The sequence below is a fragment of the Streptomyces sp. NPDC056948 genome (assembly GCF_042674225.1).
Classification (GTDB): domain Bacteria; phylum Actinomycetota; class Actinomycetes; order Streptomycetales; family Streptomycetaceae; genus Streptomyces; species Streptomyces purpurascens.
Genome location: NZ_JBHUQX010000167.1, coordinates 1 through 18,588, shown reverse-complemented (window position 1 = coordinate 18,588; position 18,588 = coordinate 1). Strand labels below are relative to the sequence as shown.

Below are 18,588 nucleotides of genomic sequence, written 5' to 3'. Positions count from 1 at the left end.
ACAACAAGGCCCGGGTCTCTGACCCGGGCCTTGTTCACGGAGCGGGTGACGAGAATCGAACTCGCGCTCTCAGCTTGGGCGCTGACCTGGGCGAACGGCTGGTGCGGTGGCGTCTGGGTCTGGTGCGCGGGAGGGGCCTGGCTCACTGCTCTCGGACCGCTCCTGCCCCCAGCGAAGGCCGTTTGCGTGCCGCTGGTGCTTGGGGCGCCCCATATGACGCAGACCAGGAACAGGATCTTTACTGCCAGAAAGGCCCACAGGAAGACACGGCGCCGCTTCCTCGGCGGGGGTACCGTACGGCCCTGCGTCGAACGCCCGGGGTGGTCGCGGCATGAGTGACATCGCGGCCCAGGCCGTCAGGACTGCGCGGCTGGACCTGCTGCCGCTTCTCGTTGAGCACGCGGAGGAGATGGCCGCAGTGCTGTCCGATCCGGCCCTGCACACCTTCATCGGCGGCACCCCGGACACCCCGCAAGCCCTGCGCTCGCGCTACCAGCGCATGACCGCGGGTTCTCCCGATCCGGCCGTCTCCTGGCTGAACTGGGTGATCCGGCTCCGCGACGAAGCCTGCCTGACGGGCACCGTCCAGGCGACGGTCAGCCTCTCCGGCCACGGTCTCATCGCCGAGATCGCCTGGGTGGTGGGGAGCCCGTGGCAGGGGCGGGGCATCGCCACCGAAGCGGCCCGAGGACTCGTCGACTGGCTCAGCAGGCAGCCGGTGCACGCCGTCATCGCCCACATCCACCCCGCACATCGGGCATCCGCCGCTGTCGCCGCTGCCGCCGGGCTCACACCCACCGCCGAATGGCACGAAGGCGAGATCCGATGGTGCCGGAGTATCAGGCAATGACATCGCCGATCCACAAGTCTGCACGCCTACGAGGAGCGCCAGGAAGAAGTCGCCGCCGGCCTCGACGCCACGGTCCAGAAGTGAGTCTAGGAGGCACAGCTTCCGGGCAGGTAGCTGTAGCCGTCGAGGAAGAGGAGAGGTCCCAGGACGGGGTCCTGGACCACTTCCCAGGAGGATACGAAAGGCGATTCCCCCGGCACGTGGAAGGTCATGGACCGGGTGTCGCTGACGACGACACCCGAGAAACCCGCGGTGCCCCTGCTCGCGATGAACTCTCCGGTATTGGAGAATTGATACGTCCAGTGTCCTTCGGCGTTGCTGCCGCCGCACCAGACACCGACGACGCTGCCGGGGACCGACCCCTCGACGAGCCCGCTGCTCTCCGCGGGTTCTTCGGTCGGTTCCTCGGCCGGCTCCTCCGTGGGCTCTTCGGTGGGTTCCTCGGTCGGCGCCTCCGTGTATGCGTGGGTCGTTTCACCGGAGTCGTTCGGCGAAGGGCCTGGCCCGCAGGCACTCGCGGTCAGCAGCGCGGCTATGAGAATCGCTGAACACGCGGCGCCGCGGCGGGTGGCATGCGTGGTGGACGGCACGCGGGGCCTCCTGATGTGCGAGGTCGGACAGGGCTGTGGTTCCGATGGCGTGGGCGCCTGCGGCGGGCGGTTCACGGGCCGGTGAGCCGCCCGCCCGGCCGGGTCAGCGGACGATTGCGCTGCGCCCCCAGGTCAGTCCGAGGAAGGTGACCAGCATCCATGCCGGTCCGACGACACCCTGGAAGCCGGGAAGGCCGGTGATGCCGGCGAACAGCACGACCGCCAGTACGGGCACGATGCTGAACCAGCCGATCCACCGTGAGATCGTGCGCTCACGCAACGCCATCCAGGCCACCGCGCCGGCCGCGACCACGACGCCGAGCCAGCCGATGTACCCGCCGAAGTCGTTGAGCATGAAGTAGACGAACAGCCCGTCCTCACCGAAGGACCGCTCGTCCATACCGGCCGGCAGATAGATCGCCAGGGCGCCCTTCCAGCCGTAGCCATAGGTCAGTCCTGCGGCCGAGGCGGTCAAGGCGCCGCTGACCACATAGGCAGCGGTGCTGGAAGGCACCCGCGGTTCGACCTGGCGCCGCCATGCCGCGGCCAGCACCAGGAGCAGGAGAACCGTCAGGAACCCCGCGACGAGACCGAGATGCGCCACGGAGCGCCCCACGTCGTCGACGATCGACGCATCGACGCGTGTCCGCTCGACCGTGCCGGCCCGGACATCCGCCAGGAGCGTGGCGACTCCTCCGAACACGCCTGCTCCGACCCCGTACAGGGGCCACTTCGCCCTTCCGTCGCCGTCCTGTCGCGCCATGCGCCCCGGGCGGGCGTCCGGATCGATGGTGGTCATCCGCGTCAACTCCCAGTGAGTGCGGGTCCGTTACCGATCCGACTGTCGCGGTGGACGTGTCCCGCCGCCCAGGGACCCAGGCCCCGGACGACCGGGACGGTTTTGCCGGATCGCGCCCGGTAAGGGCCCGCATTACGGGAACATGTGGGTGTGAGTCGGGGGGATCGGGCACTGCGTCACACCGCGTACGGCATCGCGAGCCTGGGCACAGCGGGCTGTCTGGCGACGGTGCCCGTGCATGATTGGCTGGCTGAACGCATCGCCGTCACGCCCCTGTACTGGTCCGACCTCGTGCTCGGCTCGGTCTGGCCACTGGTGGGCGCCGTCGTTGCCAGGGGCCGCCCGCGTAATCCCGTCTGCTGGCTGATGCTGCTGCCCGCGATGATCGGGCCGTACCATCTCCTGGCCTACTACGCCGGTTACAGCCGCCTCGTCGCCGCGGATCCCCTTCCCGGGTGGGAGGTGGGGGCCTGGATCGGATGCTGGGGCTTTGTCGGCTACTGGTTCGCCACGCCCTTGGTGCCCTTGCTCTTTCCGCACGGCCGCCTGGAAACGGCGCCGCGCCGGGCGTGCGCCTGGGCTGTCATCACGGTCGCCGGGACAGGAACGCTGGCCACGATGCTGCGGCCGAGCGGCACCGATCCCGTCCCTGGTGTCCCGAATCCTCTCGGGATCGCGGGCTGGGAGTGGCTGCACACGGTGATGTTCATCTGTGCCGCGGCCACCATGCTCGGCGGGTCCCTCGCGGCCGCCGTCCTCCTCGTCCTGCGTACCCGCGCGGCGACCGGTGTCGAGCGGGCTCAACTGCAGTGGCTGATGCTCGGCGGGCTGCTGATGGCGTTCTCCTTCCTCGCCTTCCCGTTGGACGACGCGGAGCAGCCGGCTCTGATCGGCGATCTCGTGATGCTGGTGGGGCTGCTCGGCCCGCCTGCGAGCATCGCGGTCGCCATGCTGCGGCACAGACTGTTCGATGTGGAGCTGGTCCTCGGCCGCGCCATCGTCTTCGCCGTCCTCAGCGCGCTGGTTCTGGGGGTGTACGCCGCGGTCGTCGCCGGCGCGAGACTGATCGCGCCCGGGTCCCTGACGGGGACTTGTCTGATCGCTTTCACCGCACTGCTCGCGGCCAACGGTCGCGGCACTGTACAGGCAGCCGTGGACCGGACGCTGTTCGGGCATCGCCACGATCCGTACGCCGTTGTCGCCCACGTCGGCCGCCGTGTCGCTCCGGCCGGCGAGCCGGCGGAAGCCATGCAGCATCTCGTCGATGCCTTGCGGTCCGCGCTGCGGCTGCCCTACGCGGCCTTCGAAAGCCCCGCCGTGGCGGCGGCCTCCGGCAGGCCGGCGGTGGGCGCGGGCTGGCGGTCCTTTCCCTGCTGGGCTCTGGGCCGCGAACTCGGTGTACTCCGCGTAGGGCGGCGAAGCGTCAACGACCCTTGGACGGCGAAGGAGCAGGCCGCGGTCGAAGAGGTCGCGGACCGCGCCGGGACACTCGCCTACGCCGCCGGTCTGGTCGAGGACATCGCCCGCAGCCGGTCACGCATCCTGTCGGTGCGTGAGGAGGAGCGACGGCGGCTGCGCGCGGACCTCCACGATGGCATCGGCCCCTCCCTGGCCGGCACCGCCCACCAGCTCGATGCCCTCGCCCGGCGCATCGACGACCCCCATCTCGCGGGGTGCGTCAGGACACTTCGGGACAGGCTTCGCTCCACGGTCACCGATCTGCGCACCGTGGTCCAGGGGCTCCGGCCCGCGGTCCTCGACCAGCTCGGGCTTCCCGGCGCCCTGCGGGAACTGCTGGCCGGGTACGACACACCGGCATGTCACAGCAGCATCGACGGCGCCTGCCACAGTCTGCCGGCCGCCGTCGAGGTCGCCGCGTACGCCATCGCTGCCGAGGCGGTCGCCAACGCCGTCAGGCACAGCGCCGCCGGCCGCCTCGAACTGACCGCCCGTATGGAGGACACCGTCTTGATTCTGTCGATCCGCGACAACGGACGCGGTATTCCGTCCAGGCACAGGGCCGGTGTCGGACTGCGCAGCATGAAGGAGCGCGCAGCCGAGATCGGAGGCTGGCTTGAGGTGACGACCGCGCCCGGCGAAGGCACCCTCTTGCGAGCCGGCCTCCCGGTCGGTGACCCGCGGTGAGTGTCACCGTCCTCGTCGTCGACGACCATCCCGTCTTCCGGGCCGGAATGGCCACCGTCCTCGCCGATCTCCCCGATGTGAGCGTCGTCGGAGAAGCGTCCGACGGCGCCGAAGCCATCACCGCCGCCGGCCGACTGCGGCCGGCGATCGTGCTCATGGACCTGCGCATGCCGAACGTCAACGGCCTGGAGGCCACGGCCCAGATCACCACGGCCCATCCGGAGATCGCCGTTCTCATCCTGACCATGGACGAGGACGAGGACTCGGTGTTCGCCGCCCTGCGCGTCGGCGCACGCGGCTACCTGCTCAAGGAATCGGACGGCGCCGACGTCCACCGCGCCCTGCTCGGTGTCGCCCGCGGCGAAGCGGTCTTCGGCCCCCGGATCGCCCAGCGCGTCCTGTCCCATTTCGCCACTCCGCCCGCCGTCAGATCTCCCCTCCCCTTTCCTCATCTCACCGACCGCGAACGCGAGACCCTCGATCTGATCTCCCGCGGCCTGGACAACGCTTCCATCGCCCGCAGCCTGTCCCTGTCCGAGAAGACCATCCGCAATCGGGTCAGCGACGTTCTGGCGAAACTGCACGCCCGGTCTCGCACAGAGGCAGCAGCCCTCGCGCGGGACGCGGGCCTGGGACATCCCCGTCACTCCGCGTAGGCGTCCCCTGGAGGGCCGGCTGAAGGCCCTCCAGGGGACCGGGGAGGGAGGACGGTCAGAAGGTGGCCGCCGGCTCGGCCCGCAGCCCGTCTACCGCCGTGTCGATCGCAGCCAGCGCCGCGCTCTGATCGAGACCCGCTCTCGATACGAGCGACAGGCCCTGGACGATGTAGAGCAGGAGCTGCGCCTGGGCCTCGGGGGAGGAGTTGGCCGTGACCTCGCCGGCGGCCTGGGCACGGCGGAGCGCGTCGGTGACGATCTCGGTGAACCGGCGGTACGAGCGGGTCACGACCTCCGTGGCCTCACTGTCCTGGGGGACGAGTTCGGCGGTGGTGTTGCCGACCAGGCAGCCCTGCGGCACGCCCACGTCGGAGATCAGTTCGTCCAGCCGCGCCGGGTGGGTCAGGATCTCACGCAGGGCCGGCAGGAGCGGGGTGGTGTCGAGCGCGGTGGTCAGGTGCCGCTCGTACACCTCCCAGTAGAGCCTGACGGCGTCCAGGTAGAAGCGGCGCTTGTCACCGAACGTTCCGTAGAGGCTGCCGCGCTCGACGGCCAGCGCGTCGACCAGGTCCTGGACCGACGTCGCCCCGTATCCCCGGGACCAGAACAGTTCGAGTGCGCGCGCCAGCGTCTGTTCCTTGTCGAACTCGCGGGGGCGTCCGGTTCGTGCCACGCGAGCAAGACTACGACTTCTTGACTCGACGTTCAAGAAGTCATAGCTTCTGCTGCGTTACTTCTTGAACGGCTGCACAGAAGTCGCTCGGCCAACGGCCGGCGTGAAGGGCGAAAAATGGAATTCGCAGGCAAGACGGCACTCGTCACCGGGTCCGGCGCCATCGGCGGGCTGGGGCACGCGACGGCCGAGGTGCTGGCCGCGGGCGGAGCCGACCTGATCCTCACCGGCAGGGACGCCGAGCGCGGTGCCCAGGTGGTGGCGGACATACGCGCGGCCGGTGGCGGCTCCTTGGCCGGAACGGTGCGGTTCGTCGTCGCCGACCTGTCCGACCCGGCGGCTGTGCGGCAACTGGCCGACAGCGCCGGAACCGTCGACATCCTGATCAACAACGCGAGTGTGATGACGTTCGCCCCGACCCCCGGGCAGGACCTCGCGAGCTACGACGCCGCCTTCGCCGTCAACGTGCGCGCACCGTTCCTGCTCACCGCGCTGTTCGCGGAGAAGATGGCCGCGGGCGGCGGCGGCAGCATCGTCAACATCAGCTCCACCGCGGCCGGCCTCGGCATGCCGGGCATGGCCGTCTACGGCGCCACCAAGTCTGCGCTCGAATCGCTGACCCGCACCTGGGCGGCGGAGTTCGCCGAGTCGAACGTGCGGGTCAACGCCGTGGCCCCAGGGCCGATGCGCACGTCCAAGGTGGTCGCGGCGATGGGCCCGGACATGGGCGGCATGGGTCTGACCACCGCGCTCAAGCGCACGTCGGACCCGGCCGAAGTGGCCCAGGTGGTCGCCTTCCTGGCCGGTGACCGCGCCAGCTACGTAACCGGAGCGATCGTGGCCGCCGACGGCGGCCGGACCGCGATCTGAGGAGACCAGAACAGTGAATCGTCTCGCAGGGAAGCACGCACTGATCACCGGAGGAACGAGCGGCATCGGCCTGGAAACGGCCCGCCAGTTCCTCGCCGAAGGCGCGACCGTCGCCATCACCGGCCGCTCCCGGGAAAGGCTGGACGAGGCAGCCCGCCAACTGGAGGGCCCGCTGCTGACCATCGCCAGCGACGCCGGCGACGTACCCGGCCAGGCAGCACTCGCGGCACGGCTGCGGGCGGAGTGGCCGAAGCTCGACATCCTGATGAGCAACGCCGCCGACGTCACCCACCTACCGCTCGAGGCATGGACCGAGGAGGCGTTCGACAGGCTCGTCGCGACCAATCTCAAGTCGCCGTTCTTCCTGATCAGGGACCTGCTGCCGCTCTTCTCGCAGCAGTCCTCGGTCATCCTCGTCGGTTCGGTCTCCGCGTACATCGGACACGAGAACGCGACGGTCTACGGCGCGGCCAAGGCGGGCCTGCTCTCCTACACCCGCGGGCTGACCTACGAGCTGAAGGACCGGGGCATCCGCGTCAACGGACTGAGCCCAGGCCCGACCATCACCAACGTGTTCGCGCCCCTGGGCCCCGAACGCCAGAGCGCCCTCTATGAGGAACTCCGGCAGACCGTACCCCTCCACCGCCTGGGAACCACCACCGAGCTGGCCAAGGCGGCGGTCTACCTCGCCTCGGATGAGTCTGCTTACACCGCGGGCACGGTACTGCGGGTCGATGGGGGGATCGGGGAGCTGGCGTATTGAGTGTGGTGTCTCGGGACCTTGGTTACACGAAGTCCTCGAAGGTGAGCTGCTGCGGGATGTCCGCGAGTGGTTCGGGCGGCTGGTCGAAGACGATCCGGCCAGGGGCGTCAGCGTGCGAACTTTTCGATGGCCGCTGGGGTGACGGGGGTGAAGAAGTTGACGAGGTTGCCGTCGGGGTCACGGAACAGCAGCGAACGGTTGCCCCAGGGCATCGTGGTGGGCTTGGTGACGAAGTCGGTGACGAAGCCGGTCAGGTTGTTGTAAACGCTGTCCACGTCGTCGACGAGGAACTCGGTGATCACGCTGTGGTTGTCCGCCGGGCGGGCAGAGCCCGGGGCGAACAGCGGGACGGTGCGGGTGCTGCCGATCGCGAGGGTGGCGCCCGCGGTCCTGAGTTCGGCGAAGTCTTCGTTGGCCCACGTCGCCTGCGCCCCTGTGGCGCGCTCGTAGAACTCGACGAGGCGCGCTACGTCGCCGGTGATGATGCGGATCGAGATGAAGTCCATGGGAATCTCCTTGGCTGTGCTGGAGGCGTACGAGTCGCAGGTTAGAAGAAATAGTGGACAGAATCGGTCCTGTATTGGCGTTAGGCTGCGAACATGCCTCGACCCACCGGCCGCGTGCTGACACTCCTGGAGCTGCTGCAGTCGGGCGGCACCCGGACTGTGGCCGAGCTCGCCGACCGTCTCGGCGTCGAAGGACGCACCGTGCGGAGGTATGTGGGCCAGCTCATCGACCTGGACGTGCCCGTGGAGTCGGTGCGCGGCCGCTACGGCGGGTACCGGCTGGCTCCTGGGTACCGCTTGCCTCCGCTCATGCTCAGCGACGACGAGGCGCTGGCCGTGCTGCTCGGCCTGATCGCCGGCCGCCGAGCAGGGCTGACGACGACGCAGCACACGGCAAACGAGACGGCGTCGGCGAAGATCCGGCGGGTGCTGCCCAAGCACATCGCCCGCCGGCTCGACACACTCCTGGAAGCTCTCGCCTTCACGGACCGGCCCGGCGAGTTCGACACCCCGGACGCCGGGGTCCTGCTCACCATCGCCGATGCGGTGCGCCACCGCCGACCGGTCTCGATCCGCTACACCGACCGCGACGGACGGCCCAGCGAACGCACACTGCACGCGTACGGGATCGTCGCCCATGCGGGCCGGTGGTACGTCACGGGCAAGGACGCCCAGATCGGCGAGGACCGAACCTTCCGGCTCGATCGCATCGCGGACGCGCGGACCCTGCCCGGCTCATTCGAAGCGCCCGTGGGTCCCGCTCCCGCACAGCGCGTGTTGTCAGGATTCGCCACGGCCGGGTACCGGCATGAGGTGACCTTGCGGATCCACGGGACAGTTGAGCAGATCCGCGCCCACCTTCCCGTCAGCGTCGCGAGCCTGGAGGAGCACGAGCACGAGCACGAGCCCGCGGCCGGCGAGGACCGGGCGACCGAGCGCTGGCTGCGCGTCGAGCTGCGGGCGGAGCGGCTCGACTGGTTGCCTCCGGTACTCGCGGCAATCGACCGGCCGTTCGTCATCGAGCGCCCCGATGAACTCCGCGACCTCGTCATCGCGCTCGCCGATCGCCTCACGTCCTGTGCGCGCCGAGCCTGACAGATGGCCTTTTGACGTCCCCGCCGGACGGCGGTGTTCAGACCGGCAGGGGTTGGGAAGGCGGGGGTTGGCAAGGGTCACGCGCCGCAGTCCGATCAGGAAGTCCGCACCATGGCAGACACCACACAAGCGACAGCCGTCCCCGGCTGGGTCCTGAAGTTCATGGACGCCATCGACACCCTGGAGTTCGGCGAGGGCTTCGCACCACTGACCGACAACACCGACATGTACTTCGGCACCGCGCACATCCACGGCGTCGAGGCCATCAAGGAGTTCTTCGTCAAGATCGACGCGCCGCTGGTCATCAGCCATGAGGTACTGGAGTTCTGGACCGCGGGCGACGGCGTCCGTCTGCTGCGCGGTGAGGCGGTCATGGCCAAGAAGAGCGAACCGGAGCGGGTGGTGCGCGCCCCCTTCATGCACATCTTCTACCTCGACCAGGAAGAGCCTGTGCGCATCAGGACGATCCGTGTCACCGCGGGCCCCCTGCAGACCGACGCCGTGATGTGACCCGGCTCAGGGCAAGGCCCCCGCGAGGTCACGGCATTTGACGGGTTGACCCACACCCGTGCTTGCAGGGCGAGGAACCAACCAGAGTACGCATGTCAAAGGGGTCAGATATGAACGCGGTGCACCACCGGACCGCCACCGTCGACGGCTATGAGATCTTCTACCGCGAAGCCGGCCACGCCGACGCCCCCGTGATCGTCCTGCTGCACGGCTACCCGACCAGCTCGTTCATGTTCCGCGAACTCATCCCGCTGCTGGCCGACGACTACCACGTCATCGCGCCGGACCACCTCGGCTTCGGCCACTCCGACGCCCCCCTCGTAGGGGAGTTCACCTACACCTTCGACGCCCTCACCGAACTCACCTCCGGACTGCTCGACCAACTGGGCCTGGACCGCTACGCCCTCTACGTCCAGGACTACGGCGCCCCCATCGGATGGCGCCTCGCGCTCCAGCACCCCGAGCGGATCTCCGCCCTCGTCACCCAGAACGGCAACGGCTACGAGGACGGTTTCGTCGAGTCGTTCTGGACCGACGTCTGGGCCTACGGGGCGAACCCCGGCCCCGACACCGAACCCGCCGTCCGCGCCGCGCTGGGCGTCGACGCCATCCGCTGGCAGTACCTGCACGGCGTGCCCGACCCGAGCCTGGTCAGCCCGGACACCTGGGAGCACGACTTCGCCCTCGTCTCTCGCGAGGGCAACGACGAGGTCCAGCTGGCGCTGTTCCGCGACTACCAGAACAACCGCCCGCTCTACCCGCTGCTGCACGAATTCCTACGCACCAGCGAGGTCCCGGTGCTCGCCGTGTGGGGCCGCAACGACGAAATCTTCGGCCCGGCGGGCGCGCGGGCCTTCGCCCGCGACGCCAAGGACGCGGAGGTGCACCTGATCAACGGCGGTCACTTCCTTCTGGAGAGCCACCTGGACGTCGTCGCGGGTTACCTGCGCGGCTTCCTCGGGCGGGTGCTGGGATAAGCAAGGTCGGGGACTGCACTTCCTGGTGGCTGGGTCCGGCCGCGTATGCGAGCGGAGGGGCGATTGCCTGGGCGTCCGCTCCCTCGCCGACCCACAGCGCGATGAACAGCGCGGCAGTCGCTTCCAGGAGTCCCGCACGTTCGAGACCGCCGCCAGCCACGGCTTCACAGCCCACATCTCGTACCAACTCACGCACACACGCGAGGGCAGTCTCGTCGTCTCCGCAGACCGGAACGGCCAGTGGTCGCCCATCGAAGACGGGCGGCCGCATGCGCCATACGTCCTCGTGGCAGAGGTTGAAAGCCTTGACCACGTGGGCTGCCGGTGCCGCCGCAGCCAATTGCTGCGCGGCTGAGGGGCCTCCTTCCGTCAGCAGCCGGAAGCCCGGCCCGACTGGGTTGGAGCAGTCGAGCAGCACCTTGCCCTCCAGGGCCGCGTGCAGGTCCCGTGCCACGTCTGTTCCCGCCCCGAAGGGAAGCGCTGCCAGCACCACCTGACCTGACTCGGCCGCCGCGCGCAGACTGGCAGGTTTCGAGCTGCCTCCGATGCGCGTCGCGAGCCGCTCCGCCTTGTGGGCGTCCCGTCCCCCGATGATCACCTCGTGCCCGGCCCGCACCCAGTGGGTGGCGAGCGCGTCGGCCATGTTGCCCGTGCCCAGTACACCGATTCTCATCACGTGCTCCCCCTCCGTGCCTGCTTCGACCGTTCACACCGACGCTAGAAGGCCGTTCGGGCACCATTTGGTACGTGACGACCGACGCCTTCCTCGCCGACTGCCGCGCCCGCCTCGCCTTCGACCTGCTCTCCAACACCTGGAACGCCGTGGTGCTCTGGGCACTGCGCGACGGCCCCAGGCGCCCGGTCGAACTACGGGAGCGGATCGGAGGCATCAGCTCCAAGGTCCTCACCGAGACACTGCGCCGACTGCAGTTCAACGGACTGGTCGACCGGCAGGCAGACCCCGACGCACCGTCACGGGTCGAGTACCGACTCACAGTTCTGGGCCGGACCTTGCTGGCGCCCATCGACGCTGTCGGCGCATGGGCCTTCGAGTACGGCGATGAGGTTATGGCGGCCCAGGAAGCAGCATGCACTCCTGACCCGCAGTCCCCGCCTCCTGCACGCTAGACCGGTCAACAGCGTGAGCGCAGACGTCGCCGGCAGATGAGCGCACATCCCAGAGTGAGGAAGGCGTCGTGGATGTCGTCGCGGATCTTCCAGCGGATCCGCAGACGACCGAACCAGTGCAGGTGGGCGAATGCGCGCTCCACGACCCAGCGTTGGGTGCCCAGACCGGAGCCATGCTCGGTGCCCCGGCGGGCGATCAGCGGCTTCACACCGAGACCCCGGACCAGGCGACGGTACTTGTCATGGTCGTAGCCGCGGTCCCCATCACCACGTCCGGGCGGCGCCGGGGCCGGCCGCGCTTGCCCCGCACCGGCGGCACCGCTTCGAGTAGTGGGATGAGCCGGGTGACATCGTCGCGGTTGCCGCCGCTCAGCGTGGCCGCAAGCGGGATGCCAGTGGCTTCGGCCCGTCTTGGCCCCCCTTAAGGCCCGGATGCGGGAGCCATCGACCGCCGCCCGGGAGAAGTACCAGGGTGTTCGCGCTACGGAGCTTGCCGAGGAGGACCTCGCCCTGGAAGACCAGCCGGTCCGATGCCGCTTGCGTCCCGGGTGCCGGGTCCGACGCTCTACCTTGGGCAGCAGCGGCTCGATCACCGCCCACAGCTCGTCGCGACTTCCCACGGCTTCGGCCGCGCCACCCCGCACCCCCGGTCCATCAACCCCGGAGTGTTCCAACCCCGTCGAAGATCATTTCGTTACGGGTTCTTAGGGCACGGGAAGGGCACGCCACCCTAAAATTGGACTAGACAACAAACAAACCCCAGGCGATTGACCTGGGGTTTGACACTGGAGCGGGTGACGAGAATCGAACTCGCGCTCTCAGCTTGGGAAGCTGATGTTCTACCATTAAACTACACCCGCGTAAGACGCCGACGGAGTCGGTGTGCGAACGTTCGCCACTTTACCCCATGCCAGGCCCCGGGTGTTGATGCCGCGGGGGCCTGAGGGCGTTTCAGGGGCGGGATGCGGCTGCGGGTCACCGGAGTTGGGGCGTACGGTGGGGGCGTGGGCGAGGGTCCGGTCGGGACCGGAGCGCCGCCTCGAAGGCCGTTCCTTTGATCCCGTACTGTGGCTTTTGTCGTCAGGCAAGCACCAGCCAGACGCAGCTCTTGGGGAAGGGACTCTTGGACTTGATGGAGCGCACCGTCGTCCGTTGTGCCGATGGGCACGTGTTCACCACCGCTTCGTTCCCGATGCAGCAGGCCGAGCGACTCGGCCCGGGCCGGCTGCTCCGATGCCCGCGGTGTACGCGGCTCCGGAGCGTCGTGCCCGTCAGTTACCAGAAGCGGTAGCGAGCGGAGCGAGCAGTAGCGAACAGCGGACAAAGACATAGCCAAAGGGCATAAGGCGCGCGGAGTCGTCCGGTTGTGGTCGCTCCGCGCGCCTTGCGTATCCTCGGGGCGTGCTTCTCTCAGACAAGGACATCCGGGCCGAGATCGACGCCGGACGAGTGCGTATCGATCCGTTTGACGACGCGATGGTGCAGCCCTCGAGCATCGATGTGCGGCTGGACCGCTACTTCCGGGTGTTCGAGAACCACCGCTACCCCCACATCGACCCCTCCGTCGAGCAGAGCGATCTGACCCGGCTCGTGGAGCCGGAGGGGGACGAGCCGTTCATCCTGCACCCGGGGGAGTTCGTCCTCGCCAGTACGTACGAGGTCATCTCGCTGCCCGACGATCTCGCCTCCCGGCTGGAGGGCAAGAGCTCGCTGGGGCGGCTGGGGCTGGTCACGCATTCCACCGCCGGCTTCATCGACCCCGGGTTCAGCGGGCACGTGACCCTCGAGCTGTCCAACCTCGCCACCCTGCCCATCAAGCTCTGGCCGGGGATGAAGATCGGGCAGCTGTGCATGTTCAAGCTCAGCTCGCCCGCCGACTTCCCGTACGGGAGCGAGCGGTACGGGTCGCGGTACCAGGGGCAGCGGGGGCCGACCGCCTCCCGGTCCTTCCTCAATTTCCATCGGACCCAGGTGTGAGCGGCCGGATATGAGTGACGTACGGGAGAACCTCTCCTACGAGCAGTTCGGCGTCGCCGTACGCGAGCTCGCGCAGGCCATCGCCGACGACGGGTACGAGCCCGACGTCGTGCTCAGCATCGCCCGCGGCGGTGTCTTCGTGGCCGGCGGGCTCGCCTATGCCCTGGACTGCAAGAACATCCACCTGGTGAACGTCGAGTTCTACACGGGCGTGGGGACGACCCTCGAGATGCCCGTCATGCTCGCGCCCGTCCCCAACGTGATCGACTTCTCCGATAAGAAGGTGCTGATCACCGACGACGTCGCCGACACCGGCAAGACGCTCAAGCTGGTCCGCGACTTCTGCCTCGACACCGTCGCCGAGGTGCGCAGCGCCGTGGTCTACGAGAAGTCCCAGTCGCTGGTGAAGTGCGAGTACGTGTGGAAGCGGACCGATGAGTGGATCAACTTCCCGTGGTCCGTGGAACCGCCGGTGGTGCGGCGCGCCGGGCAGGTTCTCGACGCCTGAGAAGCAACTCGACGCCTGAGAAGCAATAAGAAAAGGGGCTCCTCCGGGAGCCCCTTTCTCGTAGCCGTTCTCGTGGCCGCGCGGCCTCAGACCGTGCCCAGCTTCACGATCGACAGCAGGGCGATCAGCTGGATCGCCGACGCGCCGAGCGCCTTCGGCCAGGGCAGGTCGTGGGAGCGGCTGACCATGAGGGTCAGGAGTGCGCCGCCCGCGATCCAGGTGGCCCAGCCCACGAGCTGTACGAACGTCGCGTCGCCGCCGGCGAACATCGCGAAGACCAGGCGGGGCGCGTCCGTGAGGGACATGATCAGCATGGACAGGCCGACCGTCGGCTGCCAGGCGCCGTCGCCGCCGAGCTGGCGGGCCAGGGTGTGGGTGACCACGCCCAGGATGAACGCGCTGAGCGCCATCGCGACGGCCGTGGTCAGGACGATCGGGACCGCGTTCGACAGTGTGGCGTTTATCGCATCCTTGCGGGCGCCGTCGAAGCCGAAGACGGCGAGCAGGCCGTAGAGGAGCGTGACGATGAGGGCCGGGCCCCACATCGAGTAGTCGCGCATCTGGAGGAACGTCTGCTTGGGGGAGAGGATGATCCCCCGGAGCAGGGCCTTCCAGTGCAGGCGCGGGCCGACGGGGCCGGGCGGCGGGGCCGCCGCGCCTGCGCGGTAGGTGTCGCCCTGGTTGTAGGGGTCCTCGCCGACCGAGAAGGCCTGGGTGTGGCCCGGGTTGTTCGCCGCGTACGGGTCGGGCGGGCCCTGGGGGCCGGGCGGGTACGCGCCGTCGCCGAAGTACTCCGGCTCGCCCTGGCCGCCGTAGCCACCACCCGGCCCGGCGTTCGCCTGCGGCCAGGTGGGGCCGCCGCCGTTGCCGTACGGCTGCGGCGCCGGCGGGTAGCCGTATGACGGCCCCGGCGGCGTCTGCTGCCCGTACGGAGGGTTTTGCGGTCGCGTCTGAGGAGCGCCGTTGTTCCGGCCGCGTCCGATCCTGAATCCAGCCACGTCTTCGAACGTACCTGGTCCCGGGCGGTGGCGTGCCGGGCCCGGGCTTCCGGGCCCGGCTTTGCGGCCGAGCTGTGACATCCCTTAGGGGTAAGGCCCTTTGGGATCCCATGGGTTGTCAGGGTTCGGCCGTACGGGCCCCGCCAGGACCCCCTGCCGTGGGGTCAGCTCAGCATGTCCTGGCCCAGCCTCAGATAACCGGTCGTCGACATGCCGAGCGAGCCGGGACCGAAGCTGATCGCGTCCTTCGTGGACACACCCGAGGCCGAGCCGCGCAGGCTGTACAGGGAGCCGGAGGGGTGGTTCTCGCCGTCGGAGCCGACGGACAGGTCCGCCTTGCCGTCGCCGGTGAGGTCGGACAGGCGTACGGACGCGCCGAAGCGGTCGGCGGACTCGGCGGTGCCGGGGACGCCCTCCGTGTTCTGGGTGAACGACTGGGCGCCGGTGCCGGTCAGGCCGGCGGCCGAGCCGCGCAGCACGGTGACGCTGCCGGCGATGTCCGCGGTGCCGACGTCCTCGTGGATCGTGCCGACGGCCAGGTCGCCGTAGCCGTCGCCGTTGACGTCGGCGATGGAGAGGTCGTTGCCGAACCAGTCGTCCTCCTCGTCCGCGCCGGGGACGCCGGGGGTGTCCTGGTTGATCGTCGTCTGGGGGCTGGTGCGGACGCCGGTGGCGCTGCCGAGCCAGGCGCTGACCGAGCCGCCGAGGCTCTTGGCGTCGCCGCCGTAGTCCGCCGTGACGACATCGTCGTAGCCGTCGCCGTTCAGGTCGCCGACGGTGGCCAGCTCCCAGCCGCCGCTCTTCAGGAACGTCTGGCGGGTCAGGGCAGAGGCGGAGCCGAGGTAGACCATGGCGCCGTCCTCGTATGTGGACGCCTCGCTGCCGGTGGCCACCAGGTCGTCGGTGCCGTCGCCGTCGATGTCGCCGGCGGCGAGGCTCTGGGCACCGGCGAGGCCGGCACCGCCTCTCAGGCCACTGGCGAGCTCGTGGTGGGTGCCCGAGCCGGAGGTCTTGGCGATGCCCTCGTGGATCCAGATGTCGCTGCCGGTGCTGCCGACGGCGAGATCGGCCAGGCCGTCCCCGCTGAAGTCGCCGACGGTCAGGGACATGCCGTACTCGTCGTGGGCCGCCACGGCCGGGTCGGGGACGCCGCGGCCGCCGGACAGGCCGCTCTTGCCGCCCCAGACGACGGTGACGGAGCCGCCGTCGGCGTCGGTGTCGACGTCCTCGCCGACGCTGCCGATCACCAGGTCGGCGTATCCGTCGCTGTTCAGGTCGCCGGAGGTGAGGGCCTTGCCGAACCGGTCGCCCTGCTCGGCGGTGCCGGGGATGCCGGCCGTGTCCTGGGTGAGGACGGTACGGCGGGCGGCGCTGATGCCGTTCGCGGAGCCGTAGGTGATGACGACGGCGCCCGCGTCGGTCTTGCCGCCGACCGGGGCGTAGGGCGCGGCGGCGGCGAGGTCGCGGTAGCCGTCGCCGTTGAAGTCGTCGGCGTATGTGGCGGGGGCGGCGGCGGCCGGGGCCGTGAGGGAGAGGGGGGTGAGGCCCGCCGCCAGGATGGCGGTGACCAGGGTGGTCGCGGTGCGGGTGCGCATGTGGGTGCGTGTCTCCTGTGCGTCAGCCGGTGAGGCCGTGCGGATACGTCAGCCGATGAGGTTGGCGCCGAACGCGCCGTACGAGCGGGTCTGGCCGAGGCTGCCGGGGCCGAAGGAACGGGCGCCGTCGGTGACGGGGCCGGTCGCCGAGCCGCGCAGGGCCGTGATGGCGCCGATGCCCTCGTCCTCGAAGCCGGAGGTGATCGTGAACTCGGCGTGCCCGTCCTTGGTGACGTCCGCCAGCAGGACATCGGAGCCGAAGTAGTCGATGGCCTCGGCGGCGCCCGGGACGCCGGCGGTGTCCTGGGTGAAGGTGCGGGCGCCGGTGCGCGAGACGCCGGAGGCCGAGCCGTTCATCAGGATCGTGGCGCCGGTGTCCTCGATGGTGCCGACGTCCTCGAAGACGACGCCGATGGCGAGGTCGCCGTAGCCGTCGCCGTTGGTGTCGCCGATGGAGACGGCGCTGCCGAAGCCGTCGTTCGCCTCGTCGGAGCCGGGGACGCCGGTGGAGTCCTGGGTGAGTTCGGCCATGGGCGCGTCGCCGTTGACCGGGCCGCCCTCCGAGCCGCGGATGACGACGACCTGGCCGCCGAGCGAGCCGCTGTGGTCGTCCTCCTTCGAGAAGACGTTGCCGATGGCGATCTCGTCGTAGCCGTCGCCGTCGACGTCGCCCAGCGCGAGGGAGGTGCCGCCGTTCAGCGGGCGGGGGACCGAGGTGTCCACGCCGGTGGCGGTGCCGAGGTAGGCGACGCCCTTGGACCAGCTGTTCGCCTCGCCCTCGTCGAGCTGGACGCGGTAGGTGAGGACCAGGTCGGACCTGCCGTCGTTGTTGGTGTCACCCGCCTCCATGGCGTCGACGCTGTACGCCGCCTCGGGGGTGGCGACGCGCTGGACGGGGCCGGTGGTGCCGGTGGTGGTGAAGCCGCCCCGGATGACGTACGTGTCGGCGTAGGCGCCCGCGGCCAGGTCCGCCTTGCCGTCGCCGTCGAAGTCGCCGGCGGTCAGCAGCTTGCCCCAGTTGTCGTGCGCGGAGACCGCCGGGTCCTTCACCGTGGTGCCGTTCTTCAGACCGCTCGCCGAGCCCCACAGGACGGTGACGGAGCCGCCGTCGACATCGGTGCCGACGTCCTCGCCGGTGGAGCCGACCGCGAGGTCGGTGTAGCCGTCGCCGTTGAGGTCGGCCATGGCGAGGGCGTCGCCGAAGGTGTCCTCGGCCTCCGCCTCCCCGGGCACGCCCGCGGTGTTCTGGCTGACCACGGTGCGCTGGGCCGGGTCGAGGCCGGTGGCGCCGCCGTAGACCACGGCGACGTAGCCGGCCATGCCCGCGCCGTCGACCTTGGCGTACGGGGCGGCGAAGGCGACGTCGCCGTAGCCGTCGCCGTTGAAGTCGGCCGTCGGGCCGGTGGCGGGGGCGGCGGTGGCCGTCGTCGCGGGCAGGGCGGTGAGCAGGCCGGTGGTCAGGGCCGTCGCCAGGAGGAGGGTGCGCTTGCGCATGGGGTCCCCGTTCTTGTCAGGAGTTGTGCTCAGGGGCTGTGATCAGGAGTTGAGGGCCGTGCCGTACCCCGGCGCGCCGGCCGTCGAGATGCCCGTCGTGCCCGGGCCGAAGCTCGTCGAGCCGGTGGCCGTGAGGCCGGTCGTGGTGCCGCGCAGGGACCAGACCGCGCCGTCGCCGTTCTCGCCCGGCGCGGAGACGGACAGGTCGGCGCGGCGGTCGCCGGTGTGGTCGGTGAGGATGACGCGCTCGCCGAAGCGGTCGCCCTTCTCGGAACCGCCGGGCACGCCCGCGGTGTTCTGGGTGTACGACGTCGCGCCCTTGGTGGTCAGGCCGGACGCCGAGCCGTACAGCACGGTGACGGCACCGGCGGCTGAGTTCTCGCCCGCGGTGCCGATCGCCAGGTCGGCGTACCCGTCGCCGTTGATGTCGCCGAGCGAGACGCCGCTGCCGAAG

The 18,588-nt window shown here is 69.8% G+C and carries 20 protein-coding genes, 1 tRNA gene and 1 pseudogene; 11 read left to right on the top strand and 11 right to left on the bottom strand.

Going from position 1 to position 18,588, the window contains the following annotated elements:
* The first annotated feature begins 331 nt into the window (after positions 1–331).
* Complete coding sequence (locus tag ACFTZL_RS22095) at positions 332–850, top strand: GNAT family N-acetyltransferase (RefSeq protein WP_382585364.1); 519 nt, start codon at positions 332–334, stop codon at positions 848–850.
* Positions 851–936: 86 nt separating this feature from the next.
* Here the strand turns inward: ACFTZL_RS22095 and ACFTZL_RS22090 are convergent, their stop codons facing one another.
* Together ACFTZL_RS22090 and ACFTZL_RS22085 are read right to left on the bottom strand one after the other, a co-directional pair.
* The gene (locus ACFTZL_RS22090) at positions 937–1,440 is read right to left on the bottom strand and encodes a hypothetical protein (protein ID WP_382585361.1); all 504 of its coding nucleotides are present in this window, start codon (positions 1,438–1,440) and stop codon (positions 937–939) included.
* Between the two features lie 103 nt (positions 1,441–1,543).
* Complete coding sequence (locus ACFTZL_RS22085) at positions 1,544–2,239, bottom strand: hypothetical protein (protein WP_382585359.1); 696 nt, start codon at positions 2,237–2,239, stop codon at positions 1,544–1,546.
* A 150-nt stretch (positions 2,240–2,389) separates the two neighbouring features.
* On the opposite strand from ACFTZL_RS22085, the gene ACFTZL_RS22080 reads away from it, so the two are divergent.
* Positions 2,390–4,384, top strand: coding sequence for a sensor histidine kinase (locus ACFTZL_RS22080; RefSeq protein ID WP_382585356.1), 1,995 nt, complete (start codon positions 2,390–2,392; stop codon positions 4,382–4,384).
* A complete protein-coding gene (locus tag ACFTZL_RS22075) occupies positions 4,381–5,040 on the top strand; it encodes a response regulator (protein WP_382585353.1) in 660 nt (219 codons plus the stop codon). Before ACFTZL_RS22080 ends, ACFTZL_RS22075 begins: the two co-directional genes overlap by 4 nt.
* Before the next feature lie 55 nt (positions 5,041–5,095).
* On the opposite strand, the gene ACFTZL_RS22070 is transcribed toward ACFTZL_RS22075, so the two are convergent.
* Positions 5,096–5,713, bottom strand: coding sequence for a TetR/AcrR family transcriptional regulator (locus ACFTZL_RS22070; protein WP_382585351.1), 618 nt, complete (start codon positions 5,711–5,713; stop codon positions 5,096–5,098).
* A gap of 117 nt (positions 5,714–5,830) precedes the next feature.
* Between ACFTZL_RS22070 and ACFTZL_RS22065 the strand changes: the two genes are divergently transcribed.
* A complete protein-coding gene (locus tag ACFTZL_RS22065) occupies positions 5,831–6,583 on the top strand; it encodes an SDR family NAD(P)-dependent oxidoreductase (protein ID WP_382585348.1) in 753 nt (250 codons plus the stop codon).
* A gap of 13 nt (positions 6,584–6,596) precedes the next feature.
* Complete coding sequence (locus tag ACFTZL_RS22060) at positions 6,597–7,346, top strand: SDR family oxidoreductase (RefSeq protein ID WP_382585345.1); 750 nt, start codon at positions 6,597–6,599, stop codon at positions 7,344–7,346.
* A gap of 107 nt (positions 7,347–7,453) precedes the next feature.
* Here the strand turns inward: ACFTZL_RS22060 and ACFTZL_RS22055 are convergent, their stop codons facing one another.
* Positions 7,454–7,852: a VOC family protein gene (locus ACFTZL_RS22055; protein WP_382585343.1), complete on the bottom strand. Its 399-nt coding sequence runs from the start codon at positions 7,850–7,852 to the stop codon at positions 7,454–7,456.
* A gap of 93 nt (positions 7,853–7,945) precedes the next feature.
* Here ACFTZL_RS22055 and ACFTZL_RS22050 point away from each other — a divergent pair, with 93 nt between their 5' ends.
* The 3 genes from ACFTZL_RS22050 (at position 7,946) to ACFTZL_RS22040 (ending at position 10,434) form a co-directional block, all read left to right on the top strand.
* Positions 7,946–8,947, top strand: coding sequence for a helix-turn-helix transcriptional regulator (locus tag ACFTZL_RS22050; protein ID WP_382585340.1), 1,002 nt, complete (start codon positions 7,946–7,948; stop codon positions 8,945–8,947).
* Between the two features lie 111 nt (positions 8,948–9,058).
* Complete coding sequence (locus ACFTZL_RS22045) at positions 9,059–9,457, top strand: nuclear transport factor 2 family protein (protein ID WP_382585337.1); 399 nt, start codon at positions 9,059–9,061, stop codon at positions 9,455–9,457.
* Between the two features lie 110 nt (positions 9,458–9,567).
* A complete protein-coding gene (locus ACFTZL_RS22040; protein WP_382585334.1) occupies positions 9,568–10,434 on the top strand; it encodes an alpha/beta fold hydrolase in 867 nt (288 codons plus the stop codon).
* Here the strand turns inward: ACFTZL_RS22040 and ACFTZL_RS22035 are convergent.
* The gene (locus ACFTZL_RS22035) at positions 10,349–11,107 is read right to left on the bottom strand and encodes an NADPH-dependent F420 reductase (RefSeq protein WP_382585332.1); all 759 of its coding nucleotides are present in this window, start codon (positions 11,105–11,107) and stop codon (positions 10,349–10,351) included. The two genes, ACFTZL_RS22040 and ACFTZL_RS22035, sit on opposite strands and share 86 nt — an antisense overlap.
* Before the next feature lie 74 nt (positions 11,108–11,181).
* On the opposite strand from ACFTZL_RS22035, the gene ACFTZL_RS22030 reads away from it, so the two are divergent.
* Entirely contained in the window at positions 11,182–11,562 is a 381-nt protein-coding gene (locus tag ACFTZL_RS22030) for a winged helix-turn-helix transcriptional regulator (RefSeq protein WP_382585329.1), read from the top strand.
* Between the two features lie 5 nt (positions 11,563–11,567).
* On the opposite strand, the pseudogene ACFTZL_RS22025 reads toward ACFTZL_RS22030, so the two are convergent.
* Together ACFTZL_RS22025 and ACFTZL_RS22020 are read right to left on the bottom strand one after the other, a co-directional pair.
* A pseudogene (locus ACFTZL_RS22025) lies at positions 11,568–12,217 on the bottom strand (transposase).
* Positions 12,218–12,348: 131 nt separating this feature from the next.
* A tRNA-Gly gene (locus ACFTZL_RS22020) sits at positions 12,349–12,422 on the bottom strand.
* 541 nt (positions 12,423–12,963) lie between these two features.
* On the opposite strand from ACFTZL_RS22020, the gene dcd reads away from it, so the two are divergent.
* Positions 12,964–13,539, top strand: a complete 576-nt coding sequence (dcd, locus tag ACFTZL_RS22015; protein ID WP_382585326.1) for a dCTP deaminase — start codon at positions 12,964–12,966, stop codon at positions 13,537–13,539.
* 10 nt (positions 13,540–13,549) lie between these two features.
* The gene (locus tag ACFTZL_RS22010) at positions 13,550–14,047 is read left to right on the top strand and encodes a phosphoribosyltransferase (RefSeq protein ID WP_382585324.1); all 498 of its coding nucleotides are present in this window, start codon (positions 13,550–13,552) and stop codon (positions 14,045–14,047) included.
* Between the two features lie 86 nt (positions 14,048–14,133).
* Here ACFTZL_RS22010 and ACFTZL_RS22005 read toward each other — a convergent pair whose 3' ends face one another.
* The 4 genes from ACFTZL_RS22005 to ACFTZL_RS21990 form a co-directional block, all read right to left on the bottom strand.
* Positions 14,134–15,126: a Yip1 family protein gene (locus ACFTZL_RS22005; RefSeq protein WP_382585321.1), complete on the bottom strand. Its 993-nt coding sequence runs from the start codon at positions 15,124–15,126 to the stop codon at positions 14,134–14,136.
* 83 nt (positions 15,127–15,209) lie between these two features.
* Positions 15,210–16,640, bottom strand: a complete 1,431-nt coding sequence (locus ACFTZL_RS22000; protein WP_382585319.1) for a VCBS repeat-containing protein — start codon at positions 16,638–16,640, stop codon at positions 15,210–15,212.
* Positions 16,641–16,688: 48 nt separating this feature from the next.
* The gene (locus ACFTZL_RS21995) at positions 16,689–18,134 is read right to left on the bottom strand and encodes an FG-GAP-like repeat-containing protein (protein WP_382585316.1); all 1,446 of its coding nucleotides are present in this window, start codon (positions 18,132–18,134) and stop codon (positions 16,689–16,691) included.
* A gap of 42 nt (positions 18,135–18,176) precedes the next feature.
* The coding region (locus ACFTZL_RS21990) for an FG-GAP repeat protein (protein ID WP_382585313.1) at positions 18,177–18,588 on the bottom strand (412 nt) is incomplete at its 5' end.

What these genes read in the sequence shown, in the direction of transcription:
- ACFTZL_RS22095 (WP_382585364.1), top strand. Translation starts at nt 332, where the DNA reads ATGAGTGACATCGCGGCCCAGGCCGTCAGGACTGCGCGGCTGGACCTG.
- ACFTZL_RS22085 (WP_382585359.1), bottom strand. Translation starts at nt 2,239, where the DNA reads ATGACCACCATCGATCCGGACGCCCGCCCGGGGCGCATGGCGCGACAG.
- ACFTZL_RS22065 (WP_382585348.1), top strand. Translation starts at nt 5,831, where the DNA reads ATGGAATTCGCAGGCAAGACGGCACTCGTCACCGGGTCCGGCGCCATC.
- ACFTZL_RS22055 (WP_382585343.1), bottom strand. Translation starts at nt 7,852, where the DNA reads ATGGACTTCATCTCGATCCGCATCATCACCGGCGACGTAGCGCGCCTC.
- ACFTZL_RS22050 (WP_382585340.1), top strand. Translation starts at nt 7,946, where the DNA reads ATGCCTCGACCCACCGGCCGCGTGCTGACACTCCTGGAGCTGCTGCAG.
- ACFTZL_RS22045 (WP_382585337.1), top strand. Translation starts at nt 9,059, where the DNA reads ATGGCAGACACCACACAAGCGACAGCCGTCCCCGGCTGGGTCCTGAAG.
- ACFTZL_RS22040 (WP_382585334.1), top strand. Translation starts at nt 9,568, where the DNA reads ATGAACGCGGTGCACCACCGGACCGCCACCGTCGACGGCTATGAGATC.
- ACFTZL_RS22035 (WP_382585332.1), bottom strand. Translation starts at nt 11,107, where the DNA reads ATGAGAATCGGTGTACTGGGCACGGGCAACATGGCCGACGCGCTCGCC.
- ACFTZL_RS22010 (WP_382585324.1), top strand. Translation starts at nt 13,550, where the DNA reads ATGAGTGACGTACGGGAGAACCTCTCCTACGAGCAGTTCGGCGTCGCC.
- ACFTZL_RS22005 (WP_382585321.1), bottom strand. Translation starts at nt 15,126, where the DNA reads ATGTCACAGCTCGGCCGCAAAGCCGGGCCCGGAAGCCCGGGCCCGGCA.
- ACFTZL_RS22000 (WP_382585319.1), bottom strand. Translation starts at nt 16,640, where the DNA reads ATGCGCACCCGCACCGCGACCACCCTGGTCACCGCCATCCTGGCGGCG.
- ACFTZL_RS21995 (WP_382585316.1), bottom strand. Translation starts at nt 18,134, where the DNA reads ATGCGCAAGCGCACCCTCCTCCTGGCGACGGCCCTGACCACCGGCCTG.